Below are 22903 nucleotides of genomic sequence, written 5' to 3'. Positions count from 1 at the left end.
CATGGGCGCCAGGCTGCAATCGAGCGACAGCGACGATCTCGCCGAGAACCACGAGATCAACGTCACGCCCTTCATCGACGTGATACTGGTGCTGCTGATCATCTTCATGGTGGCGGCGCCGCTCTCGACCGTCGACGTCGCGGTCGACCTGCCGGCCTCCACCGCCCAGCCGCAGCAGCGCCCCGACAAGCCGGTCTACTTCACCGTGAAGGACGACCTGACGCTGGCACTCGGCAATGAGGACGTGCCGCGCGACGGTGTCGCGGTGGCGCTCGCCAATATCACCAGCGGCAACAAGGACACCCGCATCTTCCTGCGTGCCGACAAGACGGTGAGCTATGGCGACCTGATGGAGGTGATGAACCTCCTGCGCGCCGCCGGCTATCTCAAGATCGCGCTGGTCGGGCTGGAGCAGCTTCCCGGCGCGCCCGTGCCGGGCGCAACGGGCGCCACTCCGGCGCCCGCGGCCGGAACCCCGACGCCATGAGCGTGCTGCTGCTGCAGGGCGGGGCGCAGCACCGGGCCGGCGAGACGTCGCGTTGGCTGGGCTGCGGTGTGGTGATCGTCGCTCTGCACGGCGCTGCGCTCGGCTACATCACCTCGCGCCCTCCCATCGTGCCGATGGAGGAGCCGGCGGCGATCATGATCGAGCTGGCGCCGCTCCCCGTCGCGCCGCCCTCCGAGCCGGTCGAGGTGGCGCCGGGCCCGCAGATGATGGAAGCGCCGGAAAAGGTCGAGGAGGAGGTGCCGCCCGATCCGCTGGCGCGGGTCGAGGACGTGCCGCCCCCGCCGCCGCTGCCGCAGGTCGAGGAACCGCTGCCGCAGGTGGAGGAGTCGCCGGCGGTGAACATCGAGGTACCGTTGCCCCCGCCCATGCCGCTGGCGCTCGACCTCACGCCGCCCGAGCGAAAGATCGAGGTTCCCAAGGAACGCCCGAAGCCCAAGCCGAAGCCGATCGAGAAAAAGAAGAACGAGAAGCCGCCCGCGCCGCGCACCTCCGCCGCGCCGGCGATGGATGCGGCGCCGTCACCGCGCCTCGCCGCGCCGACGGCGGGCTCGAGCTCCTCGCGCAGCATGTCGCCGGCCAACTGGCGCTCGCGGCTGATGGCGCATCTCAACCGCCATAAGCGTTATCCGAGCGGCGAGGACGGGCGCGGCAGGGCCCGCGTCGCCTTCACCATCGACCGCTCGGGGCGCGTGCTCTCGGCGCGGCTCGCCGGAGGCTCGGGCAATGCCCGCTTCGACGACGAAGCGGTCGCCATGGTGCGCCGCGCCTCGCCGATGCCGGCGCCCCCGCCCGACATTCCCGGCGGCAGCTTCTCCTTCACCGTGCCGGTCGATTTCACCCAGCGGTGAGGGGCGGCCTATACCGCCGCCCAGCAGGCCACCAGCCGCCCGCCCTTCTCCTCCAGCGGCGGCATCTCGCTCCGGCAGCGCTCCATCACCAGCGGGCAGCGCGGGTTGAAGGGGCAGCCGGAGGGCGGGTTGAAGGGGGAGGGGAGCTCGCCCTCCAGCACGATCCGCTCGCGCTTGCGGCCCGGCTCGGCGACCGGCGTCGCGGAGAGCAGCGCCCGCGTATAGGGGTGCTTGGGGTGGTCGAAGATGGCGTCGCGCGGGCCGTGCTCCACCGCACGGCCGAGATACATTACCAGCACCTCGTCGGCCATGTGGCGCACCACACCGAGATCGTGGGACACGAACACATAGGCGACGCCGAGGCTCTCCTGCAGCTCGACCAGCAGGTTCAGCACCTGCGCACGCACCGAGACGTCGAGCGCCGAGACCGGCTCGTCGAGCACGAGGATCTTCGGCCTCAGCACCAGCGCGCGGGCGATGGCGATACGCTGGCGCTGGCCGCCGGAGAACATGTGCGGATAGCGCCCGTGATGCTCGGGCCGGAGCCCGACGCGCTTCATCATGTCGAGCGCGCGCTCGCGCCGCTCGGCGGCGGAGAGGTTGGTGTTGACCAGCAGCGGTTCCTCGATCGCCTTGCCGACAGTCTGGCGCGGATTGAGCGAGCCGTACGGGTTCTGGAACACCATCTGCACTTCGCCGCGATAGCGGCGCAGTGTCGAGGTATCGGCTTCCGCGACATCGACCCCGTTGATGATGAGCGCGCCGCGACCGGGCCGCTCGATCATGGTCAGCATGCGGGCCAGCGTCGACTTGCCGGAGCCGCTCTCGCCGACCACCGCCAGCGTCGAGCGCGGCGCCAGCCGGAAGCTGATGCCGGTGACCGCCTTCACCGAGCCGGTCTTGCCGAACAGGCCGCGCGAGACCTCGTAGGTCTGGGCGAGGTCGATCGCCTCCATCACCGCCTCGCCGGTCTTCGACATTACCGCTGCGCCAGTGCCCGCCTCGCTCATGCCACCACCTCCAGCTTCTGGGGCACGCCGTCGACCAGCGGCGTATGGCAGAGCGCGAAGCCGAGCTCCGCCCCTGCGCGCGGCGGCGGCACGGTGCGGCAGTGCTCGGTCGCGAAGCGGCAGCGCGGCGAGAACAGGCAGCCCTTCGGCCGGTCGGCGAGGCCCGGCACCAGGCCGGGAATGGAGGGCAGGATGCGCCCATGGGCGCGCTCGGGCAGCGCCGCCAGCAGCGCGGCGGTATAGGGGTGATGCGGGTCGCGGAACAGGCCGAACGTGTCCTGCATCTCCACCTGCTGGCCGGCATAGTGGACGCAGACGCGTTGCGCGGTCTCGGCGACAACGCCCATGTCGTGGGTGATGAGCACGAGGCCGACGCCGTTGTCGCGCTGCAACCGCATGAGCAGGTCGAGGATCTGCGCCTGAATGGTGACATCGAGCGCGGTGGTCGGCTCATCGGCGATGATCAGCTTCGGCCGGCAGGCGAGCGCCATGGCGATCATCACCCGCTGGCTCATGCCGCCGGAGAGCTGGTGTGGGAAGGCGGAAAGGCGCCTTTCCGGCTCGGGAATGCCCACCTCATCGAGCAGCTCAATGCAGCGCGCCTTGCGCTCGGCGCGCGAGAGGCCGAGATGGGCTTTCAGCGCCTCGCCGATCTGGAAGCCGACGGTGAAGCAGGGGTTCAGGCTCGACATCGGCTCCTGGAAGATCATCGCGAGGTCGCGCCCGATGATCCTGCGCCGCTCGCGGCTCGACAGCGTCAGCATGTCATGGCCGTCGAAGCTCAGCCGGTCGGCGGTCACCGTCGCGGTCCACGGCAGCAGTCTCATCACCGCCAGCATGGCGACGGACTTGCCGGAACCCGATTCCCCGACGATCGAGACCACCTCGCCGGCCTCGACGTCGAGATCGACGCCGTCGACCGCCCGGAACGGCCCGCGCCCGGTGGCGAAGGAGACGGAGAGATTGCGGATGGAGAGGAGGGGGGTCATTGGATTTGTGCTCCCCGGAGCCTATATTGGTTTCGCGTGGAGGAAATCATCATGGGTTGGAACCCTCGTCCGATCCCGGCCCCGCCGGCTCCGAAGCCGATTTCCGGACCGACCGGTCCGAAGCCGAGCTACTGAGCGCCGCCCGCGCCAGTGCGGCGTCTATGGCGCTTATCGCCTCGTCCGCCAGCGTCCCGGCATAGATTCCCATGGCGATATAGTCGGCGTGCATCGCCGCCTTTCTGGGCCATTCGAGCGACGCGAAGCGATCGGCGCGCAAATCCTCCGCAAACTGCGTCAGGGCGTGTACCTGCCGATAGTAGATCACCACGGGGTCGATGACGGCGACCGGCAGGATCGGGATGTCCGTAACGACGGCCTCGAACAGGAAGCTCCGCACCTCGCTGGGGACGAATGGCGTGAACGCCGGACCGTCCCCCACGGCCTCTTTGAGTGCCGTCGCCTGTTCGAACAGCAACAATCGCCTTCTATGGCTGCGAATCTCGGCGCGCAGCGCGGTCTGCACGTCGCGTATTCGCTCCTGGCGGCGTGCCACCTGTGTCCTGTGCTCATGCCGGTGGTTGAACCACCATCCGATGACGGTCACCAATGATGAGATGACGGCTGCGATGATGGCCGGGCCGATCCAGCTCTGCATCCTCAGCTCCGTCGCAGCTTCGGGTCGAGCGCGTCGCGCAGGCCGTCGCCCATCAGGTTGATGGCGACCACGGTGACGAGGATGGCGAGACCCGGCAGCGTCACGATCCACGGCGCGGCGCGGATGAATTCGCGGCTGTCGGCGAGCATGGCGCCCCATTCCGGGGTCGGGGGCTGCGCGCCGAGCCCGAGGAAGCCGAGCGCGGCTGCCTCCAGGATGGCGTCGGAGATGCCGAGCGCCGCCTGCACGATCAGCGGGGCGAGGCAGTTCGGCAGCACGGTCACGAACATCAGCCGCAGCCGCCCGACGCCGGCGACGCGCGCGGCGACGACATATTCCTTCGAGAGCTCCGACAGCGCGGCGGCGCGTACGATGCGCACATAGCGCGGCAGATAGACCACGGTCACCGCGACGATGGTGTTGGTCAGGCTCGGGCCGAGCACCGCCACCACGAGGATGGCGAGGACGAGGCTCGGAATCGCGGTGATGACGTCCATGATGCGCATCACCACCGTCTCGACGAGGCCGCGCAGGAAGGCGCTGGCGAGGCCGAGCACGATGCCGACGGTCACCGAGACGACCATCACCGACAGGCCGATGCCGAGCGAGATGCGCGCGCCGTAGATGAGGCGCGAAAGCACGTCGCGCCCGACCGCATCGGTGCCGAAGGGGAATTCCCAGCCGCCGCCCGCCCAGACCGGGGGCTGTTGGACGTGGGCGCGGAACTGCTCGATCGGCGAATGCGGCGCGACCAGCGGGGCGAAGACGCCGAGCAGCGCGATGAAAACCACCACGACGAGGCCGAGCACCGCGCCCCTGTTTTCGCGGAAAGCGTTCCAGAAGGCGCGGAACGAGGACAGCTCCGCCGGCACGCTTTCGATCAGCGCGGCGCCGCCGGACGGGTCGATCACCTGATCATCCGCCATGGCGTATCCTCGGGTTGATGGCGACATAAGCGAGGTCGACCAGCAGGTTGACCAGGATCACGATGCCCGAGATCAGCATGATGCCGCCCTGCAGGGCGGGGTAGTCGCGCCGCGAGATCGACTCGATCAGCCATTTGCCGACCCCCGGCCAGGCGAAGATGGTCTCGGTCAGCACCGCGCCGGCGAGCAGCGTGCCGGTCTGCAGCCCGATGACGGTCACCACCGGTATCAGCGCGTTGCGCAGCGCGTGCAGGCCCACCACCCGCAGCGGCGACAGGCCCTTGGCGCGCGCTGTGCGCACATAGTCCTCGCCGAGCACCTCCAGCATGGAGGAGCGGGTCATGCGCGCGATAACCGCGAGCGGGATGGTGCCGAGCACGATGGAGGGCAGGATGAGGTGCGCCACCGCCGCGCCGAACGCGCCCTCCTGGTCGGAGAGCAGGCTGTCGATCAGCATGAAGCCGGTGACCGGCTCGAAATAGTAGTTGATCAGGTCCATGCGGCCGGACACCGGGGTGAGCCCGAGATATTCCGACATGAACATGATGAGCAGCAGGCCCCACCAGAAGATCGGCATGGAATAGCCGGTGAGCGCCACCATCATCAGCCCGTGGTCGAACGCGCTGCCGCGCTTCACCGCCGCCAGCACGCCGGCCGGGATGCCGAACACGACGGCGAAGAGGAGCGCGCAGACGGCGAGCTCCATGGTCGCCGGAAACAGCGTGAGGAACTCGTTGAGCACCGGCGTCTTGGTGACGATGGAGACGCCGAAATCGCCGTGGATGAGTCCGTCGGCATAGTCGAGGAACTGCTTCCATACCGGCTGGTCGAGGCCGAGATCATGGCGAAGCTGGGCAAGCCGTTCGGGCGCGATGCCGCGCTCGCCGGTGCGCGCCTCGATCGGGTCGCCGGGGACGAGCCGCACCGCGACGAAGGTGACGAACATCAGCGCCACGAAGGTCGGCAGCGTCAGCGCGACGCGGCGGAAAATGAACTGGAACATCGATATCCCGGGCTTGCGATACGCCATGCCGGACGCCGCTCCGCCGGAAGCAGCGGCGGATGCGGTCGGCGGCGGATCGGGGTCGTCACATCACGGACGGGGCGCCAATGCGCTGGGCGTATAACCGTGCGATGCCGCGGACGGCCGGCCGGAGATTCCCTCCGGACAGAGAAGCCGCCTGCCCATCTCCTCGGTCGCGTGGTTCCGGAAGGCACGGTGCCGGCGGAGCGCTCCTTCCGCCGGCACCGGCTCGCATCACTTCAGGCTGACGCCGTAGAATTCGTGCCGGCCGAAGGGGCTGACCTTGTAGTCCACCACTTCCTTGCGGGTCGGCTCGTAGACCACCGAATGGGCGATGGTGAACCAGGGCGCGTCTTCCTTGAAGATCACCTGCGCCTGCTCGTAGAGCTTGGTGCGCTCGGCGACATCCGAGATGGTCTTCGCCTTGTTGATCAGCGCGTCGAAGTCCTTGTTGCACCACTTGGCGAGGTTCTGGCCGCCCGGGCGGGCCGCGGCGCAGCCGAGCAGGAAGAAGAAGTTGTCCGGGTCGCCATTGTCGCCGGTCCAGCCGAGCTGGCCGGTGATGTGCTCGCCCTGCTGCATGCGCTTGCGGTACTCGCCCCATTCATAGGAGACGAGCTTGGCGTTCACGCCGATCTTGGCGAGGTCCGACTGCATCATCTCGGCGATGCGCTTGGCGTTCGGGTTGTAGGGACGCTGCACCGGCATCCACCACAGGTCGATGTCGAGCGGGGTGGTGACGCCCGCCTCCTTCAGCATCGCCTTGGCCTTCTCGGGATCATACGGATAGTCCTTGACGGACGTGTTGTACGACCAGATGGTCGGCGGGATCGGGTTGATCGCCGCCTGGCCGGCGCCCTGATAGACGTCCTTGATGATCGCCGCCTTGTCGACCGCCATGTTGAAGGCCTGGCGCACCTCCTTCTTGTCGAAGGGCGGCTTCTGCGTGTTGAAGTTCCAGTAGGCGATGTTGAGGCCGGGCTGCGAGAGCAGGTTCACGACCGGGTCGGTCTTCAGCGCCGCGATGTCGGCCGGGTTCGGCGCGATCATCACGTGGCACTCGCCCTTCTTGATCTTGGCGTAGCGGGCGGTCGGGTCGGGGGTGATGGAGAAGACGAGGTCGTCGATCGCCGCCTTGCCCTCGTAATAAGCCGGGAAGGCCTTGTAGCGGATCACCGCGTCCTTCTGGTAGGTCACGAAGGAGAACGGGCCGGTGCCGACCGGGATTTGGTCGAACTGCTCGGGGGCGCCCTTCTTCAGCAGGAAGTCGGCATATTCCTTCGAATGGATGGTGCCGAAATCCATCGCGAGATTGGCCAGCATGGGCGAGTTCGGCTCGGTGAGCGTGAACTTCACCGTGTAGTCGTCGACCTTGTCGATCGACTTGAGCAGGTCGGGCATGCTCATGTCGTTGAAGTAGTCGTAAGCCCCGCCGGTGACCTTGTGATACGGGTTGTCGGGCTTCCACTGGCGCTCGAACGAGAACAGAACGTCATCCGCGTTGAAGTCGCGGGTCGGCGTGAAGCCGTTCACGCCGGAGTGGAATTTCACGCCCTTGCGCAGCTTGAAGGTGATCTCCTTGCCGTCGTCGCTCACCGTCCAGCTCTCGGCGAGGCCGGGCACCACCTTGGTGGTGCCGCGCTCGAACTCGACGAGCTGGTTATAGACGGGGCGCGCGGCGTCGAAACTGGTGCCGGTGGTGTTCAGCGCGGGCGTGAAGTTTTCAGGGCTTCCTTCGGAACAATAGACGAGCGTCTTGGCATAGGCAGGCACCGCCAGTACCGCCAGGACGGCAGCCGCAGCGATGACTTTGGCTTTGAACATCGACATATGGATTCCCCTCTGGGGCCGTGCGGCATGGGACGCGCTTGGCAGCTTGTGCTTCTTGGATGCCTCGCCGGACGGCCGATCCTGAACTCAAACACGCCGGCTGCATCTGCGCAATCAGGCTGGCCGCTTAGACAAAGGTCGCATGCTGCCATGGTTGATGCGCCCGCGACCGGTGGGGTGCACCCCGCCTCGCGAGGCTGTATGAGGGAGCGAACGCCGGCACGGCCGACGCCGGCGTGATGAGGAGACTGCCATGAGTGCCCAACCGAATCCCGCCTCCCGCGCGACGTCATCCCTGCCGGGCTTCGACTGGGCCGATCCCTTCGACCTCGACGGCCAGCTCACCGAGGAGGAGCGCCTCGTCCGCGACACCGCGCGCGACTACGCGCAGGAACAGCTCCAGCCGCGCGTCATGTCCGCCTACATGGACGAGCGGTTCGACCGCGAGATCATGAACGAGATGGGCGCGCTCGGCCTGCTGGGTCCGACCATTCCCGAGGAATATGGCGGCGCCGGCCTCGGCTATGTCGCCTATGGCCTTGTGGCGCGCGAGGTGGAACGCGTTGATTCCGGCTATCGCTCGGCGATGAGCGTGCAGTCCTCGCTGGTGATGTACCCGATCTACGCCTATGGCGACGAGGCGCAGAAGCGGAAATATCTGCCGCGCCTCGCCACCGGCGAATTCGTCGGCTGCTTCGGCCTGACCGAGCCCGATGCCGGCTCCGATCCCGCCGGCATGCGCACGCGCGCCGAGAAGATCGACGGCGGCTACCGTCTCACCGGCTCCAAGATGTGGATCACCAACGCGCCGGTCGCCGACGTCGCGGTGGTCTGGGCGAAGTCGGCGGCGCATGGCGACGCCATTCGCGGCTTTGTCCTGGAACGCGGCATGAAGGGCTTCTCAACCCCGAAGATCGAGAACAAGCTCTCGCTGCGCGCCTCCATCACCGGTGAGATCGTGATGGACGGCGTCGAGGTGCCGGAGGACAATCTCCTGCCGAACGTCTCCGGCCTGAAGGGGCCGTTCGGCTGCCTCAACCGCGCGCGCTACGGCATCGCTTGGGGCACCATGGGCGCTGCCGAGGCGTGCTATGCCGCCGCCCGCCAGTACACGCTCGACCGCAGGCAGTTCGACAAGCCGCTTGCCGCCACCCAGCTCGTCCAGAAGAAGCTGGCGGACATGGCGACCGAGATCGGCCTCGGCCTGCAGGGGGCGCTGCGCGCGGGGCGCCTGTTCGACGAGGGCAAGCTGTCTCCCGAGCTCATCTCGCTGATCAAGCGCAACAATTGCGGCAAGGCGCTGGAGATCGCCCGGCTCGCCCGCGACATGCATGGCGGCAACGGTATCTCCGCCGAGTTCCCGGTCATGCGCCACATGGTGAACCTCGAAACGGTGAACACCTATGAGGGCACGCACGACATCCACGCGCTGATCCTCGGCCGCGCCATCACCGGGCATCAGGCGTTCTTCTGAGACGAACCGGGGACGCCGTCACTCCAGCGCGGCGATGACCATTTCCGCGGTGGCGGGGTTCAGCGCCAGCGGGATGTCGTAGACGAGCGCGACGCGCATCAGCGCCTTCACGTCGACGTCGTGCGGTTGGGCGGTGAGGGGATCGACGAAGAAGACCAGCGCGCGCACCCGCCCCTCGGCGATCAGCGCGCCGATCTGCTGGTCGCCGCCGAGCGGTCCGCTCTTCAGCCGGGTGACGTCGAGCTCGGGACAGGCATCGAGCACCCGCCCGCCGGTCGTTCCGGTCGCCACGATGGGGAAGTGCTCGAGGGTCGCGCGGTGGGCGAGCGCCCAGGCGACCATCTCGTCCTTCTTGCTGTCATGCGCGACGAGGCCGAGAAGGCCGGTGCCGGAAGGGGCGGCGGTCATATGTAGTAGAGCAGATCGGCATTGGCGACGCGGCTGTGCGTCACCATTTCGTCGAGCGTCATGCGATCGAGCACGTCCGACATGGCGTCGCGCACCCGGCTCATGGTGATCCGCACGGCGCAGGTCTCCAGATCCTCGCAATCCTCGCACGGCACATAGGCGCTCTTGCTCGCGCAGTTGATCGGCGCCAGCGGGCCGTCGAGCGTGCGGATGATGTGGCCGATACGGATGTCCTTCGGCGTCCGCGCCAGCGCATAGCCGCCGCCGGGTCCCTTCTTCGAGCGCAGCATGCCGGCATTGCGCAATTCGAGAAGAATGGTATCGAGGAACTTCTTCGGGATGTTGTTGGCCGTGGCGATCTCCGCGCCCATGGCGGTCTCGCCGGGTTCCAGCGATGCGAGGTAGAGCATCGCCTTCAAGCCGTACTTGCCCTTGTTGGTCAGCATGGTTCGATCTGGTCCGGTCCCGCAGGCCGACAGCCGATCCAGCGCGCCTCGGGGACGCGGCTAAAATGGTGGATAAAGTCGAATATTTCCAGTGCGCGGCGCTCAGCGCGCACTGATCTTCGCCGGCGCAATCTCCGCATTCGGCGTTCCGCCGAAGGGATGGGCGAACAGAATGAGCGCCGCCACCGCTCCATAAGCGAGGGCGAACAACAGCTTATCGCGATATTTGCGGACGGCGAACGTGCTCATGGAGGGCACGCTAGCGCACGGCGAATAATCTATCAACAATAAAGATTGTTAGAGTTTGTGGAAAACGTACAATTACAACTATATGGCGTGATTTAATGTGAGTCGGCCAGCCGGTCGAAATCGCGCGTGAAGGCGGCGACCCGCCGGTCGATTCGGATGTCGGCGGCGCGCAGCGGCCGGGCGAGTGACAGCCCCTCCAGCGAGCGGGCGCGCGACAGCGCGACATAGGCCTGGCCGGCGGCGAAGGCGCCGGTGTCGAAATCGATGCGCACGTCGTCCAGCGTCAGGCCCTGCGCCTTGTGCACGGTGATCGCCCAGGCCGGCACCAGCGGAAGCTGCGAATAGCTGCCGACCACCTTCGAGACCACCTTGTCGGATGCCTCGTCCCAGTCGTAGCGGATGCGCTCCCAGCTCGTCCGCTCGACCTCCACGGTGCCTCCGCTCGCATCGAGCCGTACGAAGGCGCTGTCCTGCGCGAGCCCGACCACGGTGCCGACCGAACCGTTCACCCATTGCTTCTCGGGGTCGTTGCGCACGGTCATCACGCGCGCGCCGACTTTCAGCGTCAGCATCTCGGGAACCGGCAGGCGGTCGGTGGCGAGGTCGAACTCGCCCTGGCTGACCCCGCCATAGTGGCGGCCGGCGTCGGGCAGGGATTCGAGGCCGCGGCGGTTATAAGCGTCGACCCGCGCATTGGTCGGCGCCAGCACGACCGGCACGCGTCCTGTCCGGTGCGGGCCGAGGGCGGCGGTGTTGATGGCCTCGATCGCGTCCTCGACGTAGCGCCCCTCGCGCAGTGCCGCCAGATGCGCGATGAAGCCGTCATCGGTCTGGCGGTAGACGTGGCGGAACGGCAGGCGGGCGATCTCGACCTCGCGCAGCACCTGCGCGTCGAAGGCGAGGGGACCTTCATAGCCCATGCGGCCGAGCAGCTCGCGTTCCGCCATCGGCACCACCGGCGGGAGCTGGAGGAAATCGCCCACCAGCACGATCTGCACGCTGCCGAACGGCTCGGGGCTGCCGCGCGCGATCCTGAGGCAGCGGTCGACCGCGTCGAGCACGTCGGCGCGCACCATTGAAATCTCGTCGATCACCAGGCGTTCGAGCTTCTTCAGGAGCGTGCGGCGCTGCGCGCGCGGCTTGACGTCGGCGGGATCGAGCAGGCGGGGCGGCAGGCCGAAGAAGGAATGGATGGTCTGCCCGCCGAGCTGGAGCGCCGCGACGCCGGTCGGGGCGAGGAAGGCCTGCTTGCCACCGCCGGCCCGCCGCAGCGCGTGCAGGAAGGTGGTCTTGCCGGTGCCGGCGCCGCCCAGCACCATGACGACCGGCGCGCCTTCCCTGAGCCGTGCCAGCGGCGCGGCGAAGGCGTCCTCGTCGATCGGTGCTGCGGGACGTCGAATCGGCAGTCGGGTGGTCGCGTTCATGCGGCGCAGGGAAGCACAAGCCTCGGCTCTGCGCGATGGCGGGCTTCAGTGCAGCTTGATCAGCACCAGCCCGGCGACGATCAGCCCGGCGGCCGCCACGCGGTTCGCGCGCAACGGCTCGCGCAGCACGACGACGGCGATGACCGCGCCGAACAGCACGCTCGACTCGCGCACGGCGGAAACCAGGCCGATCGGCGCCTTGGTCATCGCCCAGATGCAGATCCAGTAGGCGGCGAGCGACATCGCGCCGCCGGCAAAGCCTGGGCCGATGAAGGCGGCGGCCGGACGCAGCGCCGCCGGCCCCTTCCAGAGCAACGCGACCGCGATGATGAGCAGGCTGTCCACCACGAACAGCCACGAGGTGTAGAGATGGGGATTGACGGCGGTGCGCGCGCCGAGCCCGTCGACCAGCGAATAGGCGGTGATGCTGACGCCGCAGATCAGCGCCAGGCGCAGTGCCCTCGGGTCGAAATGCTGGCCGGAGCGCCGCCAGGCGATGGTGACGATGCCCACGGCGATCAGCAGCACGCCGAGGAAGCCCTGCAGGTCGATCGGCTCGCCCAGCACCGCGAGCGACACCAGCGTCGTCATCAGCGGCGCGCTGCCGCGCGCGACCGGATAGACCTGCCCCATATCGGCGAGGCGATAGGCCTCCGTCAGAGTGAGGTAGTAGCAGAGGTGGAGGACGACCGAGGCGAGGATCCACGGCCAGACATGCAGCTCCGGCAGGCCGAACCACAGCGCGAAGGGCAGGGCGATGACGCCGCACACCGCGTTCACCAGCACCATGGCGATGAACGGATCGAGCCGGATCTTGAGGATGGCGTTCCAGCCGGCATGCATCGCCGCAGCGGCGATCACCGCCAGAAATACGCCGAGATCCATTGTCGCCGAACCGTCACGAAGCCGAGGATGGGCCTAGTCGATTCCTGAGCCGGCGCCAAGCGGGACGACGCCTCCGGCCGCGATCACGGAATGTGATCGGCGCCCCCGAGCGCCCGTCGCAGCGCCGGCGCCAGCTCGCCGCGTCCGTCGACCCGCACCTCGCCGAGGCCGAGCCAGGAGGCGAGCAGCCTCAGTTCGCCGGCCAGCGCCTCGGCGACCGTGCCTTCCTCGGCACCCGCTTCCAGATGCGCGCCGGGCACGGCCAGCGTGCCGATCGCCCGTTCCGCCTTGAGGTCGACCCGCGCCACCAGCCGCTCGCCCATCAGGAAGGGCATGACGTAATAGCCGTGCGAGCGCTTCTCGGCCGGCGTGTAGAAGGCGAGGCGGTAGTGGAAGTCGAACAGCTCCTCGGTGCGCCGGCGCTCGAAAATGAGCGAATCGAAGGGCGAGAGCAGCGCCTGCGCCTCGACGCGGCGGGGAATGCGCGCCTCGCTGTGAAGGAAGGCCGGACGGTCCCAGCCCTTCACGGCGACCGGAATGAGCGTGCCTTCCTCGACCAGCTCAGCGACGCGGACCTTTGAATCGGCGACGTCGAGGCGGAAATAGTCCCGCAGGTCCGGCTCGGTCGCGACGCCGAGCGCCCGCGCCGCGATGCGCATCAATTCGCGCTGGGCGTCCGCCTCGGGCGGCGTGGGCGCGTCGATGACTGCGCCCGGCAATACGCGTTCCGGCAGGTCGTAGACCCGCTCGAAGCCGCGCCGCGCGGCGGTGGTGAGCTGGCCGGTCCAGAACAGATATTCGACGGCGCGCTTGCCCTCGCTCCAGCCCCACCAGCCGCCTTCGCCGCGCCCGCCCTCCGAGAGCTCGCCCGCGCTGAGCGGGCCGCGCGCGGCGATCTCGTCGAGCACGCCCTGCACATAGTCGGACCGTTCCCGCGCGAAGCGTTGCAGGCCGCTATAGAGGCCGCTGCCCCGCCGCGCCCGCTCCATCCGCCAGCGCAGCAGCGGCTGCAGCGCAACCGGCAGGAACGAGGCCTCGTGCCCCCAATATTCGAACAGGAACCGCCGGCGACCGGTACCGGCGGCATCCAGCCGCGCCGCCGGATAGGCGCCGAGCCGCGAGAACAGCGGCAGGTAGTGCGAGCGGGCCAGCACGTTGACGGAATCGATCTGCAGGAGACCGAGCCGTTCGATCATCCGCCGCATTGCCGGGAAGCCGGCGGGATCGGCGGAGCGGGCGCCGCCGAAACCCTGCGCGGCGAGCGCGATGCGGCGCGCCTCCTTAAGAGACAGCCGCTCGCGCACCGCGCGCCGAAGCGTTCCGGCCTGCGCCTCCATGGCCGTTCGTCAGACGTTGAGGCGCGTGACGAACTTGGTGTTCACATAAGCGTCCATCGCCTCGATGCCGCCTTCCGAGCCGAAGCCGGAATCCTTGATGCCGCCGAACGGCGTCTCGGGGAAGGCGAGGCCGTGATGGTTGATCGAGACCATGCCGCTCTCCACCCGCCGGCCGAACTCGTCGGCGGTGGCCGAGGAGCGGGTATAGGCATAGGCGGCGAGGCCGTAGGGTAGCCGGTTCGCCTCGTCGAACAGCGCCTCGCGGTCGCGGAAGGGCGAGATCGGCACGACGGGGCCGAACGGCTCCTCATTCATGATGCGCGCCGAGAGCGGCACGTCGGCCAGCACGGTGGGCTGGAAGAAATAGCCCTTGTTGCCGATGCGCTCGCCGCCGGTCTTGAGCTTCGCGCCGTGCTGGATCGCGTCGGCGGTGAGCGCCTCCATCGCGTCGATGCGGCGCGGATTGGCCATCGGCCCCATGCGGGTCTCGGGATCGAGGCCATTGCCGACCTTTACCTGCTTCACCGCCTCGGTGAAGCCGTCGACGAACCTGTCGTAGACGTTCTCGTGCACCAGGAAGCGGGTCGGCGAGACGCAGACCTGGCCGGCATTGCGGAACTTGGCGCCGGAGAGCAGCTTCACCGCGTGGTCGATGTCGGCGTCCTCGAACACCACCGCCGGCGCGTGGCCGCCGAGCTCCATGGTGACGCGCTTCATATGCGCGCCGGCGAGCGCGGCGAGCTGCTTGCCGACCACGGTCGAGCCGGTGAAGGAGATCTTGCGCACCAGCGGGTGCGGGATCAGGTACTGCGAGATATCGGCCGGCACGCCGAAGACGAGGTTGACGACGCCCGCGGGAAGGCCGGCATCCTCATAGACCTTGATCAGCTCGGCGCAGCTCGCCGGGGTCTCCTCGGGGCCCTTCAGGATCACCGCACAGCCGGCGGCGAGCGCGGCGGAAACCTTGCGGACCGCCTGGTTGATCGGGAAGTTCCACGGCGTGAAGGCGGCGACGATGCCGACCGGCTCGCGCACCACTTCCTGGCGGACGCCCTCGGCGCGCGGGGCGATCACCCGGCCATATTGCCGGCGGCCTTCCTCGGCGAACCAGTCGATGATGTCGGCGGCGGCGAGCGTCTCGACCCTGGCCTCGGGGAGCGGCTTGCCCTGCTCCATGGTCATGATCTGCGAAATGCGCTCATGGCGCTCGCGCAGGAGCTCGGCGGCCTTGCGCATCAGCTTGTAGCGCTCGTGCACCGGCACGCGCTTCCAGGTCGCGAAGCCCCGCTCGGCTGCGGCGAGCGCCTCGTCGAGGTCGGCGCGGCTCGCATGCGCCACGGTACCGATCGCTTCCTCGGTCGCCGGGTTCAGGATCGGCTGCTCGCCGGTTCCTTTCCGCCACTTGCCGTCGATGAAAAGCGAAACGTCGGGAAAGGATACCGTCTGCATATGAAATCCTCGCGCGGAAAGAGCGGAAAGACCGGCGTGACCCGGGAAGGGCGCCGCATGGCACACACCTAGTCGTCCGAGCGCCTCGCGGAAAGGGGGGGTGGGCGCAGGAACGCTCCGTATGGGGTGCATGGCGTCTTCTTACTCCGTTAGGGAACCGCTGCTCGTCGGGCCCGTTGACGGAAAGACGGCTTCAGCGGCCGTCCGGGAGAAGGTTCGACCGGTGGTCCTCAGCGATCAGGACGTGGAGGCGCTACTGCGGCTGTTTGCGGCGGCCGTGGTGGGCATGATCATCGGCCTCAATCGCGACCTGAAGGGCAAGCCAACCGGCATCCGCACGCTCGGTCTGGTGTGCATGGGCGCGGCGCTGGTGTCGCTGACGGCGGTCCAGGTCACCGACCTCGCGCAAGGCGCAGGAGGTGCACGGCCTGACGACCGCCGCCACGGTGTGGGTGACCGCCTCGCTCGGCATCGCCTGCGCGCTGGCGAGCTGGCCGCTCATCGTCGGCGGAACGGCCATGACGCTGATCCTGCTCGTGCTCGTGCATCCTTTCGAGCACATGCTGGAGCACCGCGCCGCCGCGCGGGAACAGGAGCGCCGCGAGCGGGTGAAAGGAGAGACGCATGGGGACGGCTGACCGCCTCCGGCACGAGATCGACAGCGGCAAGGCGGGAAGCAAGGTGCCGTTTCCCGATCCCGCCGCCGCGCCGCTCGGCACCGACGAGGAGGCTGCCGGGACGCCGGCATCGGCCGAGGAGGTCGCGATCGCGCGTGCGACCGAACTCGGCGGAGACTCGCTACGTGGCCCGGCGGTGACGGATGAGCGCGCCCGCGGCTATTCCGGCGAGGCCGATCCGCCGGGGCTGGCTTCGGGTGACAGAGCGGCGCGGGTGCGCACGCGCTGGTACGCCATCCTCGCGCTAGCCGCCGGTGACGTAATGCTCACCCTCGCGATGTGGATGATGCACTAGGTTGAACGGCGGCACCGGGCGGAGATGCTGCCGGCTCAGCGCCCGTCGAGGATTTCCCGCTTGCCGGCATGGTTGGCGGCGCCGACAAGGCCTTCGTTCTCCATCCGCTCCATGATCGACGCGGCGCGGTTGTAGCCGATCTGCAGGCGGCGCTGGATGTAGCTGGTCGAGGCCTTGCGGTCGCGCTGCACGATGGCGACCGCCTGGTCGTAGAGATCGCCGCCGCCTTCCTCGCCGAAGCTGCCCTTGTCGAACACCGCCTCGTCCTCCTCGGCGACAAGGCTCTCCTCCTCGTCGTCGGCGGTGACCGCGTCGACATAGTCCGGCTTGCCCTGCCGCTTGAGGTGGGCGACCACTTTCTCCACCTCCTGATCGGAGACGAAGGGGCCGTGGGTGCGCGAGATGCGCCCGCCGCCGGCCATGTAGAGCATGTCGCCCTGGCCGAGCAGTTGCTCGGCGCCCATCTCGCCGAGAATGGTCCGCGAGTCGATCTTCGAGGTGACCTGGAAGGAGATGCGGGTCGGGAAATTGGCCTTGATGGTGCCGGTGATGACGTCGACCGAGGGACGCTGGGTCGCCATGATGAGGTGGATGCCGGCGGCGCGGGCCATCTGGGCGAGGCGCTGGATCGCCCCCTCGATGTCTTTGCCGGCGACCATCATCAGGTCGGCCATCTCGTCGACCACGACGACGATATAGGGGAGGGAGGACAGATCCATGATCTCCTCCTCTTCCGTCATCTGGCCGGTCTCGCGGTCGAAGCCGGTCTGCACCGTGCGGGTGATGATCTCGCCCCGCTCGCGCGCCTCGGTGACGCGGGCGTTGTAGCCGTCGATATTGCGCACGCCGAGGCGCGACATCTTCTTGTAGCGCTCCTCCATCTCCCGGACCGCCCATTTCAGCGCGATGATCGCCTTCTTGGGGTCGGTGACGACCGGCGTCAGCAAATGCGGGATGCCCTCATAGACCGAGAGCTCCAGCATCTTCGGGTCGATCATGATCAGGCGGCACTGTTCCGGCCGGTGGCGGTAGAGTAGCGACAGGATCATCGTGTTGATGGCGACCGACTTGCCCGAGCCCGTGGTGCCGGCGACCAGGAGATGCGGCATGCGGGCGAGGTCGACGATCACCGGCTCGCCGCCGATGGTCTTGCCGAGCGCGATGGCGAGCCGCATCTTCGCGGCCTCGAAATCGTGGCTGGAGAGCATCTCGCGCAGCCACACCGTCTCGCGGCGCTGGTTCGGCAGCTCGATGCCGATGACGTTGCGCCCCTCCACCACCGCGACGCGGGCGGAGACCGCGCTCATCGAGCGGGCGATGTCGGCGGCGAGCCCGATGACGCGGCTCGACTTGATGCCGGGCGCCGGCTCCAACTCGTAGAGCGTGACCACCGGGCCGGGATTGGCGTCGATGATCTCGCCGCGCACGCCGAAATCGTGCAGCACCTGCTGTAGCTTTACCGAATTGCGGTCGAGATATTCCTCGGAGAGCTCGAAATCCGGCTCGACCTGCGGCGGCTCGGCCAGCAGTTCGATCGGCGGGAATTCATATTCCGCATTGGCGCGCGCCGGCGGCGGCTCGACCCGCATCGCGGGGGCAGGCCGCGGCGCGGCGACGGGCGCAGCCGGAGCGACAATCGGCGCTGGCGCCGGGCGGCGTGCCTCCGGCGCCGGCTGGGGCGCCGGAACGATGGCGACGGGAGGCTGGATCGGGGCTTCCGGCACGCTGTAGGCCGGCACGATGGGCGCGGCGAAGATCGGCCAGGCGAAGGAGGCGTGCAGGCCGCCTGCCGAAAGCTCGGTCGCCGGCGGCGGGGCGGCGGGCGTTTCCGGCGTCTCGGCGACGAGATCGCTCGCGGACTCCGCCGGCGGCGCGTCCCAGTCGAGACGGATGAGGCTGGCGATTCGCCGGACGCTGGCCGGCTGGCCATCGGACGCCGGTTCGTGCGCCTCGGGCGGCATCTCGGCTTCATCGGCGATCTCGGCCGGCGCCACGGCAGCGACCGGATCCGGCGCGGACGGCGCCGCATCGCTCGCGGCCTGCGCCGCCGCCAGCCGCGCGGCGATGGCGGTCGAGGCCAGCAGCGGAGGCCGGTTGGGGACGATGGCGGGAGGCGTCGCGGCGGCCGGCTCGATCACCGGTTCCCAGCTCGGCGTCGCATAAGGCTCCGGCTTCGCCCGCAGCAGATAGTCCGGCGTGCGGGTGAAGCGGGTATTGGTGTTGGACGGCATGGTGAAGGGCTGGAGCCAGCTCGGCACCGGCCCCTTTTCGGCAGGCGCCGCGGCCGCCGGCTTGGGCGGGCGGGCGGGCATCGGATTCGCGCGCGAAACCGGCCGCGCCGGACGGACGCCGCTCTCCGGCGTTCCGCCTTCAGGCGTGACGTTGTCTGGATTCTGGGAAGGACGCGCCGGGAAACGCATGTGCCGTGAGGACCCCTGCCGTGGTGACCTTCGGGGCGCCGGGCGCCCGTCTTCTGACTGCTCTCAGGGATAGCGAGAACAGCGTTAACGAAGGGTGTGGGCGGGGTCGTTCGGCTGCTGTTTTTCCGATCAGTGCGGGATGCCGAGGGTGTCCTTGATCGAGTCGCCGAGCAGGTCGTGCGTCTCGGGACGCTTGAGCATGTAGCGGCCGAACACCGAGCAGCGCGGCACCACGGAAAGCCCGCGCTGGCGGGCGCTCTGCAGGCCGGCCTCGACAAGACGCGTCGCGATGCCGCGACCGCCGAGTTCGGGCGGCACCTCGGTGTGGGTGAAGATGATGAGCCCGTCGGCGAGGATGTATTGCGCGAAGGCGGTGTGGCCGTCCACCGTGATCTCGAAGCGGCTTTGCTCCGGATTGTCGCGAACCTCGATCGCCGTGTCCGTGCTCATGTTTCCTCCATTGTGGGCTCGTTTCGGGGACCGGCATTCGTGCCGATCATGGAATTATATTGTCGACCAAATCAGGCTTCCTGTCGCCCCGTCGCCGGAAACTTTCCGCGAAGGGCGGCGACGCCCGAGCGGGTTGCCCAACCCGCTGGCACGGGTTAAGGCGCGTCTCCCGAGCGAGAGGATAGCCTTGATGTCGCAAACCGTCCCGTCCGCTGAACGTGAGGCGATGCTGCGGCTTCTGGAGCACCGCCGGTCGGTCGGCATGATGGCGCTCGGCGAACCCGGACCCTCGCCGGAGGAACTCCGCCGCCTGCTGACCATAGCCACCCGCGTGCCGGACCATGCGATCCTGGAGCCCTGGCGGCTGCTTCTCATCGAAGGCGAAGCGCGGCGAGAGGCGAGCGAGCGGATGGCGCAGGCCTATGTCGCGGCGAACCCGGCCATGGACCCGTCCAAGCGCGCGAAATTCGCCGGCATCATGGCCCGGCTATTCACCCACGCGCCGCTCGTGATCGTGGTGATCAGCCGGCCGAACACCGCGACGGCGATCCCGGTCTTCGAGCAGGAGCTGTCAGCCGGGGCGGTCTGCATGAACCTACTCAACGCCGTGCATGCTCTCGGCTATGCGGGGACATGGGTGACGGGATTTGCCGGCAGCGCGCCCGCCGCGGCGGTCTACGGCCTCGACGAGGGCGAGCGCGTGGCGGGCATCCTTCACATCGGCACGCCGAAGGAAGCTCCGCAAGAGCGCCCGCGACCCGATCTCGACCGCATCGTGACGCACTGGTCGCCGGCGGATTGAGGTCGAACCTTACTGTGCAATGCAGCAATCTTTAGAGTGGCTCAGCTCGACGACGGTATGACGGCGGCGCGCCGATATTCAGCAAAAATCTATCAATATATTGATTTATAAGTAGAATAATTGACTTCGCGCCGTTCCGACGGAAAAGCGAAGAATGTTGTGGTGCAACATCGTGACGGGTAATAGGGTGTCCTGACCGAGTTCAGGAGGCGCGACGCCATGCCCACCCCCGAGCCGACCGCCACCTCGCGAAAGCCATCCCGCAAAAGCGCTGCCCCGGCCGCCAGCTCTCCGGAGCCGGCCCGGCACGGCAGTGCCTCGGGCCGCGCGCCGCTGCTGGTCGATCTCGCCTTGCAGGGCGGCGGCGCGCATGGCGCCTTCACCTGGGGCGTCATCGATCGCCTGCTGGAGGAGGACTGGCTGCGCATCGACGGCGTCTCCGGCACCTCCGCCGGCGCCATGAACGCGGCGGTGATGGCCGACGGCTATGCCGCCAGCGGGCCGGAGGGGGCACGGGCCGCTCTCGACGCCTATTGGCGCCATGTCGCGGATGCCGCCCGCTTTAGCCCGTTCCAGCGCGGTCCGATCGACGTGCTGCTCGGGCGCTGGACGCTCGACCATTCGCCGATGTTCCTCGCCATGGACCTGATGTCGCGGCTCTATTCGCCCTATGACCTCAATCCCGCCGGCACCAACCCGTTGCGCGCGGTGCTGGAGAAGGCGATCGATTTCGAGCGGCTGAAGACCTCGCCGATCAAGGTGTTCATCACCGCCACCAATGTCCGCACCGGGCGCGGGCGGGTGTTCCGCAATGCCGAGATCACCCCGGACGTGCTGCTTGCCTCCGCCTGCCTGCCGACGCTGTTCCAGGCGGTGGAGATCGACGGCGAGAGCTATTGGGATGGCGGCTATGCCGGCAACCCGACCATGACGCCGCTGGTGCGCGATCTCGATTCCGACGACACCATCCTGGTGCCGATCAACCCCATCGAGCGCCCCGGCACGCCGCGCACCGCCGCCGAGATCCTCAACCGCCTCAACGAGGTGTCATTCAACTCGGCGCTGCTCAAGGAACTGCGCATGATCGCCCTGCTGCGGCAGGTGGCCGATCCCGGCCACACCGAGGGCGCGCAATGGGCGAAGATGCGCATCCATCTCGTGCGCAACAGCGTGATGGCGACACTCGGCTATTCCTCGAAGCTCAACGCGGAATGGAGCTTCCTCTCCATGCTGAAGGAGGAGGGACGCAAGGCCGCCGCCGCCTTCCTCGAGGCCGACGGCGACAATCTCGGCAAGCGCTCCTCCGTCGATCTCGACATCCTGTTGGAAGGGGTCTGAGCCATGGGGCTGATCGGCATCCTCGTCGGCCTCGGCCTGCTCATCTGGTTCGCGTATCGCGGCTGGAGCGTGCTGCTGCTGGCGCCGGTCGCGGCGCTGCTGGCGGCGCTGCTCTCCGGCGAGCCGCTGCTCGCCAACTGGACCCAGACCTTCATGGGCAGCGCGGCCGTCTTCGTCGGCCAGTTCTTCCCGCTGTTCCTGCTCGGCGCGCTGTTCGGCAAGCTGATGGAGGACAGCGGCGCGGTCGGCTCCATCGCCGATTTCATGACCGCGAAGCTCGGCGCCGGGCGGGCGATCCTCGCCGTCGTGCTGGCCGGCGCCATCGTCACCTATGGCGGCGTCAGCCTGTTCGTCGCGCTCTTCGTGCTGGCGCCGATGGCGGAAGCCCTGTTCCGCGCCGCCGATATTCCGCGCCGGCTGATGGCGCCGGCCATCGCGCTCGGCACCTTCACCTTCACCATGATGGCGCTGCCCGGCACGCCGGCGATCCAGAACGCCATCCCCATGCCGTTCTTCGGCACCACCCCCTTCGCCGCGCCCGGCCTCGGCATCATCGCCTCCCTGATCATGCTCGGCTTCGGCCTGTGGTGGCTCGGCCGCGCCGAGGCTGCCGCCCGGCGCGCCGGCGAAGGCTTCGGCGATACGGGCGCGGTCGCGGCATCCGACGATACGCTGCTGCGCGAACGCGCCACCACCGCCCGCGAGTTCGACCCCGCCGAGATCGAGCGCGGCCATCTCAGCCCGGACCGACCGCCGATCGCCCTCGCGGCGCTGCCGCTGGTGCTGGTGATCGTCGTCAACCTGCTGATGTCCTTCGTCATCCTGCCCGCCCTCGATTTCTCCTTCCTGCAGGAGGAGCGCTGGGGCGCGGTGCCCTTCGCGGCGGTGAGCGGCGTGTGGTCGGTGGCGGTGGCCCTCATCGTCGCCATCGTCGCGACCGTCGCGCTGAACTGGGGACGCCTTCCCAAATTGCGCGACAGCATGGATTCCGGCGCCAACGCCTCGGTGCTGCCGATCTTCTCGGTGGCGAGCCTCGTCGGCTTCGGCGCGGTGGTGGCCGGCCTGCCGGCCTTCGCGCTGGTGCGCGACTGGGTGCTCTCCATCGAGGGCGGCCCGCTGGTGTCGCTCGCCGTTGCCACCAACATCCTCGCCGCGCTCACCGGATCGGCCTCGGGCGGCTTGACCATCGCGCTCGACGCGCTGGGCTCGACTTATCTGGAGCGCGCCTATGCGCTCGGCATCGATCCCGCGCTGCTGCACCGCGTCGCGGTGATGAGCGCCGGCACGCTCGACAGCCTGCCGCACAGCGGCGCCGTGGTGACGCTGCTCGCCGTCTGCGGCACGACCCCGAAGCAGAGCTATCTCGACATCGTAATGGTGGCGATCGTTGGCGCCATATTGGCGCTGGTGGCGGTGATCGCGCTGGGCTCGGCGGTCGGAAGCTTCTAGAAGGGCTGCG

At 68.4% G+C, this 22903-nt stretch carries 23 protein-coding genes and 1 pseudogene; 9 read left to right on the top strand and 15 right to left on the bottom strand.

The genetic code is table 11. The features are described from left to right. The first annotated feature begins 1 nt into the window (after position 1). Both exbD and U742_RS0113670 read left to right on the top strand, forming a co-directional pair. A complete protein-coding gene (exbD, locus tag U742_RS0113675) occupies positions 2 to 487 on the top strand; it encodes a TonB system transport protein ExbD (protein WP_029353923.1) in 486 nt (161 codons plus the stop codon). After that, positions 484 to 1356 carry an energy transducer TonB family protein gene (locus tag U742_RS0113670; RefSeq protein WP_029353922.1) on the top strand — a complete coding sequence of 291 codons (873 nt, stop codon included), beginning with the start codon at positions 484 to 486 and terminating at the stop codon, positions 1354 to 1356. Before exbD ends, U742_RS0113670 begins: the two co-directional genes overlap by 4 nt. 8 nt (positions 1357 to 1364) lie before the next feature. Here the strand turns inward: U742_RS0113670 and U742_RS0113665 are convergent, their stop codons facing one another. From U742_RS0113665 to U742_RS0113640, 6 genes are all read right to left on the bottom strand, one after another. Beyond that, on the bottom strand, positions 1365 to 2366 hold the full coding sequence (locus U742_RS0113665; protein WP_282568326.1) for a dipeptide ABC transporter ATP-binding protein: 1002 nt from the start codon (positions 2364 to 2366) through the stop codon (positions 1365 to 1367). Further along, positions 2363 to 3355, bottom strand: coding sequence for an ABC transporter ATP-binding protein (locus U742_RS0113660; protein WP_029353920.1), 993 nt, complete (start codon positions 3353 to 3355; stop codon positions 2363 to 2365). The genes U742_RS0113665 and U742_RS0113660 overlap by 4 nt, the downstream gene beginning before the upstream one ends. Before the next feature lie 49 nt (positions 3356 to 3404). Then, positions 3405 to 4010 carry a hypothetical protein gene (locus U742_RS0113655; protein WP_029353919.1) on the bottom strand — a complete coding sequence of 202 codons (606 nt, stop codon included), beginning with the start codon at positions 4008 to 4010 and terminating at the stop codon, positions 3405 to 3407. Between the two features lie 2 nt (positions 4011 to 4012). Further along, complete coding sequence (locus U742_RS0113650; RefSeq protein ID WP_051661168.1) at positions 4013 to 4936, bottom strand: ABC transporter permease subunit; 924 nt, start codon at positions 4934 to 4936, stop codon at positions 4013 to 4015. Then, positions 4926 to 5939 carry an ABC transporter permease subunit gene (locus U742_RS0113645; protein ID WP_029353915.1) on the bottom strand — a complete coding sequence of 338 codons (1014 nt, stop codon included), beginning with the start codon at positions 5937 to 5939 and terminating at the stop codon, positions 4926 to 4928. The genes U742_RS0113650 and U742_RS0113645 overlap by 11 nt, the downstream gene beginning before the upstream one ends. A 255-nt stretch (positions 5940 to 6194) precedes the next feature. After that, on the bottom strand, positions 6195 to 7790 hold the full coding sequence (locus U742_RS0113640; RefSeq protein WP_156034225.1) for an ABC transporter substrate-binding protein: 1596 nt from the start codon (positions 7788 to 7790) through the stop codon (positions 6195 to 6197). Between the two features lie 253 nt (positions 7791 to 8043). Here U742_RS0113640 and U742_RS0113635 point away from each other — a divergent pair, with 253 nt between their 5' ends. Then, positions 8044 to 9264: an acyl-CoA dehydrogenase gene (locus U742_RS0113635; protein WP_029353910.1), complete on the top strand. Its 1221-nt coding sequence runs from the start codon at positions 8044 to 8046 to the stop codon at positions 9262 to 9264. Positions 9265 to 9282: 18 nt separating this feature from the next. Here the strand turns inward: U742_RS0113635 and U742_RS0113630 are convergent, their stop codons facing one another. The 7 genes from U742_RS0113630 to U742_RS0113600 all read right to left on the bottom strand — a co-directional run bounded on the left by U742_RS0113630 (position 9283) and on the right by U742_RS0113600 (position 15462). Then, positions 9283 to 9672: a methylglyoxal synthase gene (locus tag U742_RS0113630; RefSeq protein ID WP_029353908.1), complete on the bottom strand. Its 390-nt coding sequence runs from the start codon at positions 9670 to 9672 to the stop codon at positions 9283 to 9285. Continuing rightward, entirely contained in the window at positions 9669 to 10118 is a 450-nt protein-coding gene (locus U742_RS0113625) for an RrF2 family transcriptional regulator (protein WP_029353906.1), read from the bottom strand. Before U742_RS0113625 ends, U742_RS0113630 begins: the two co-directional genes overlap by 4 nt. 102 nt (positions 10119 to 10220) lie before the next feature. Continuing rightward, positions 10221 to 10367, bottom strand: a complete 147-nt coding sequence (locus U742_RS23395) for a hypothetical protein (RefSeq protein ID WP_197028255.1) — start codon at positions 10365 to 10367, stop codon at positions 10221 to 10223. 92 nt (positions 10368 to 10459) lie between these two features. Beyond that, a complete protein-coding gene (locus tag U742_RS0113615; RefSeq protein WP_051661167.1) occupies positions 10460 to 11791 on the bottom strand; it encodes an ATP-dependent DNA helicase in 1332 nt (443 codons plus the stop codon). 45 nt (positions 11792 to 11836) lie between these two features. Next, positions 11837 to 12676 (bottom strand): EamA family transporter, encoded by an 840-nt coding sequence (locus U742_RS0113610; protein WP_029353903.1) that lies wholly within the window; start codon positions 12674 to 12676, stop codon positions 11837 to 11839. Positions 12677 to 12759: 83 nt separating this feature from the next. After that, positions 12760 to 14013: a winged helix-turn-helix domain-containing protein gene (locus tag U742_RS0113605; protein WP_029353901.1), complete on the bottom strand. Its 1254-nt coding sequence runs from the start codon at positions 14011 to 14013 to the stop codon at positions 12760 to 12762. A gap of 9 nt (positions 14014 to 14022) precedes the next feature. Continuing rightward, entirely contained in the window at positions 14023 to 15462 is a 1440-nt protein-coding gene (locus U742_RS0113600; protein WP_029353899.1) for an NAD-dependent succinate-semialdehyde dehydrogenase, read from the bottom strand. Between the two features lie 121 nt (positions 15463 to 15583). Here U742_RS0113600 and U742_RS23765 point away from each other — a divergent pair. The 3 genes and pseudogenes from U742_RS23765 to U742_RS22085 form a co-directional block, all read left to right on the top strand. Next, positions 15584 to 15802: pseudogene (locus U742_RS23765) on the top strand (hypothetical protein); the annotation flags it as partial. A gap of 79 nt (positions 15803 to 15881) precedes the next feature. Beyond that, positions 15882 to 16100: an MgtC/SapB family protein gene (locus U742_RS23725; protein WP_051661166.1), complete on the top strand. Its 219-nt coding sequence runs from the start codon at positions 15882 to 15884 to the stop codon at positions 16098 to 16100. Next, positions 16087 to 16434 (top strand): hypothetical protein, encoded by a 348-nt coding sequence (locus U742_RS22085; RefSeq protein WP_038361555.1) that lies wholly within the window; start codon positions 16087 to 16089, stop codon positions 16432 to 16434. Before U742_RS23725 ends, U742_RS22085 begins: the two co-directional genes overlap by 14 nt. Positions 16435 to 16469: 35 nt before the next feature. Here the strand turns inward: U742_RS22085 and U742_RS0113585 are convergent, their stop codons facing one another. Further along, the gene (locus U742_RS0113585) at positions 16470 to 18746 is read right to left on the bottom strand and encodes a DNA translocase FtsK (protein ID WP_051661165.1); all 2277 of its coding nucleotides are present in this window, start codon (positions 18744 to 18746) and stop codon (positions 16470 to 16472) included. A gap of 237 nt (positions 18747 to 18983) precedes the next feature. Beyond that, entirely contained in the window at positions 18984 to 19304 is a 321-nt protein-coding gene (locus U742_RS0113580) for a GNAT family N-acetyltransferase (RefSeq protein WP_029353894.1), read from the bottom strand. A 190-nt stretch (positions 19305 to 19494) separates the two neighbouring features. Between U742_RS0113580 and U742_RS0113575 the strand changes: the two genes are divergently transcribed. The 3 genes from U742_RS0113575 (at position 19495) to U742_RS0113565 (ending at position 22893) form a co-directional block, all read left to right on the top strand. After that, the gene (locus U742_RS0113575; RefSeq protein ID WP_029353892.1) at positions 19495 to 20106 is read left to right on the top strand and encodes a nitroreductase family protein; all 612 of its coding nucleotides are present in this window, start codon (positions 19495 to 19497) and stop codon (positions 20104 to 20106) included. A 219-nt stretch (positions 20107 to 20325) separates the two neighbouring features. Beyond that, the gene (locus tag U742_RS0113570; RefSeq protein ID WP_029353890.1) at positions 20326 to 21444 is read left to right on the top strand and encodes a patatin-like phospholipase family protein; all 1119 of its coding nucleotides are present in this window, start codon (positions 20326 to 20328) and stop codon (positions 21442 to 21444) included. Positions 21445 to 21447: 3 nt separating this feature from the next. Then, positions 21448 to 22893, top strand: a complete 1446-nt coding sequence (locus U742_RS0113565) for a GntP family permease (RefSeq protein WP_029353888.1) — start codon at positions 21448 to 21450, stop codon at positions 22891 to 22893. Positions 22894 to 22903: the final 10 nt, after the last annotated feature.

Source organism: Allobosea sp. 117, assembly GCF_000702305.1.
GTDB lineage: Bacteria > Pseudomonadota > Alphaproteobacteria > Rhizobiales > Xanthobacteraceae > Ancylobacter.
The sequence above is the reverse complement of the archived record's forward strand: the minus strand, read 5'-3'. Positions and strand labels throughout refer to the sequence as shown.

Coding starts and splice junctions, on each gene's coding strand:
- U742_RS0113625 (WP_029353906.1), bottom strand. CDS start 10,118: ATGCTGACCAACAAGGGCAAGTACGGCTTGAAGGCGATGCTCTACCTC.
- U742_RS22085 (WP_038361555.1), top strand. CDS start 16,087: ATGGGGACGGCTGACCGCCTCCGGCACGAGATCGACAGCGGCAAGGCG.
- U742_RS0113575 (WP_029353892.1), top strand. CDS start 19,495: ATGTCGCAAACCGTCCCGTCCGCTGAACGTGAGGCGATGCTGCGGCTT.
- U742_RS0113670 (WP_029353922.1), top strand. CDS start 484: ATGAGCGTGCTGCTGCTGCAGGGCGGGGCGCAGCACCGGGCCGGCGAG.
- U742_RS0113660 (WP_029353920.1), bottom strand. CDS start 3,355: ATGACCCCCCTCCTCTCCATCCGCAATCTCTCCGTCTCCTTCGCCACC.
- U742_RS0113565 (WP_029353888.1), top strand. CDS start 21,448: ATGGGGCTGATCGGCATCCTCGTCGGCCTCGGCCTGCTCATCTGGTTC.
- U742_RS0113645 (WP_029353915.1), bottom strand. CDS start 5,939: ATGTTCCAGTTCATTTTCCGCCGCGTCGCGCTGACGCTGCCGACCTTC.
- U742_RS23395 (WP_197028255.1), bottom strand. CDS start 10,367: ATGAGCACGTTCGCCGTCCGCAAATATCGCGATAAGCTGTTGTTCGCC.
- U742_RS0113650 (WP_051661168.1), bottom strand. CDS start 4,936: ATGGCGGATGATCAGGTGATCGACCCGTCCGGCGGCGCCGCGCTGATC.
- U742_RS0113635 (WP_029353910.1), top strand. CDS start 8,044: ATGAGTGCCCAACCGAATCCCGCCTCCCGCGCGACGTCATCCCTGCCG.
- U742_RS0113655 (WP_029353919.1), bottom strand. CDS start 4,010: ATGCAGAGCTGGATCGGCCCGGCCATCATCGCAGCCGTCATCTCATCA.
- U742_RS0113610 (WP_029353903.1), bottom strand. CDS start 12,676: ATGGATCTCGGCGTATTTCTGGCGGTGATCGCCGCTGCGGCGATGCAT.
- U742_RS0113665 (WP_282568326.1), bottom strand. CDS start 2,366: ATGAGCGAGGCGGGCACTGGCGCAGCGGTAATGTCGAAGACCGGCGAG.
- U742_RS0113600 (WP_029353899.1), bottom strand. CDS start 15,462: ATGCAGACGGTATCCTTTCCCGACGTTTCGCTTTTCATCGACGGCAAG.
- U742_RS0113585 (WP_051661165.1), bottom strand. CDS start 18,746: ATGCCCGCCCGCCCGCCCAAGCCGGCGGCCGCGGCGCCTGCCGAAAAG.
- U742_RS0113640 (WP_156034225.1), bottom strand. CDS start 7,790: ATGTCGATGTTCAAAGCCAAAGTCATCGCTGCGGCTGCCGTCCTGGCG.
- U742_RS0113570 (WP_029353890.1), top strand. CDS start 20,326: ATGCCCACCCCCGAGCCGACCGCCACCTCGCGAAAGCCATCCCGCAAA.
- U742_RS0113605 (WP_029353901.1), bottom strand. CDS start 14,013: ATGGAGGCGCAGGCCGGAACGCTTCGGCGCGCGGTGCGCGAGCGGCTG.
- exbD (WP_029353923.1), top strand. CDS start 2: ATGGGCGCCAGGCTGCAATCGAGCGACAGCGACGATCTCGCCGAGAAC.
- U742_RS0113580 (WP_029353894.1), bottom strand. CDS start 19,304: ATGAGCACGGACACGGCGATCGAGGTTCGCGACAATCCGGAGCAAAGC.
- U742_RS0113630 (WP_029353908.1), bottom strand. CDS start 9,672: ATGACCGCCGCCCCTTCCGGCACCGGCCTTCTCGGCCTCGTCGCGCAT.
- U742_RS0113615 (WP_051661167.1), bottom strand. CDS start 11,791: ATGAACGCGACCACCCGACTGCCGATTCGACGTCCCGCAGCACCGATC.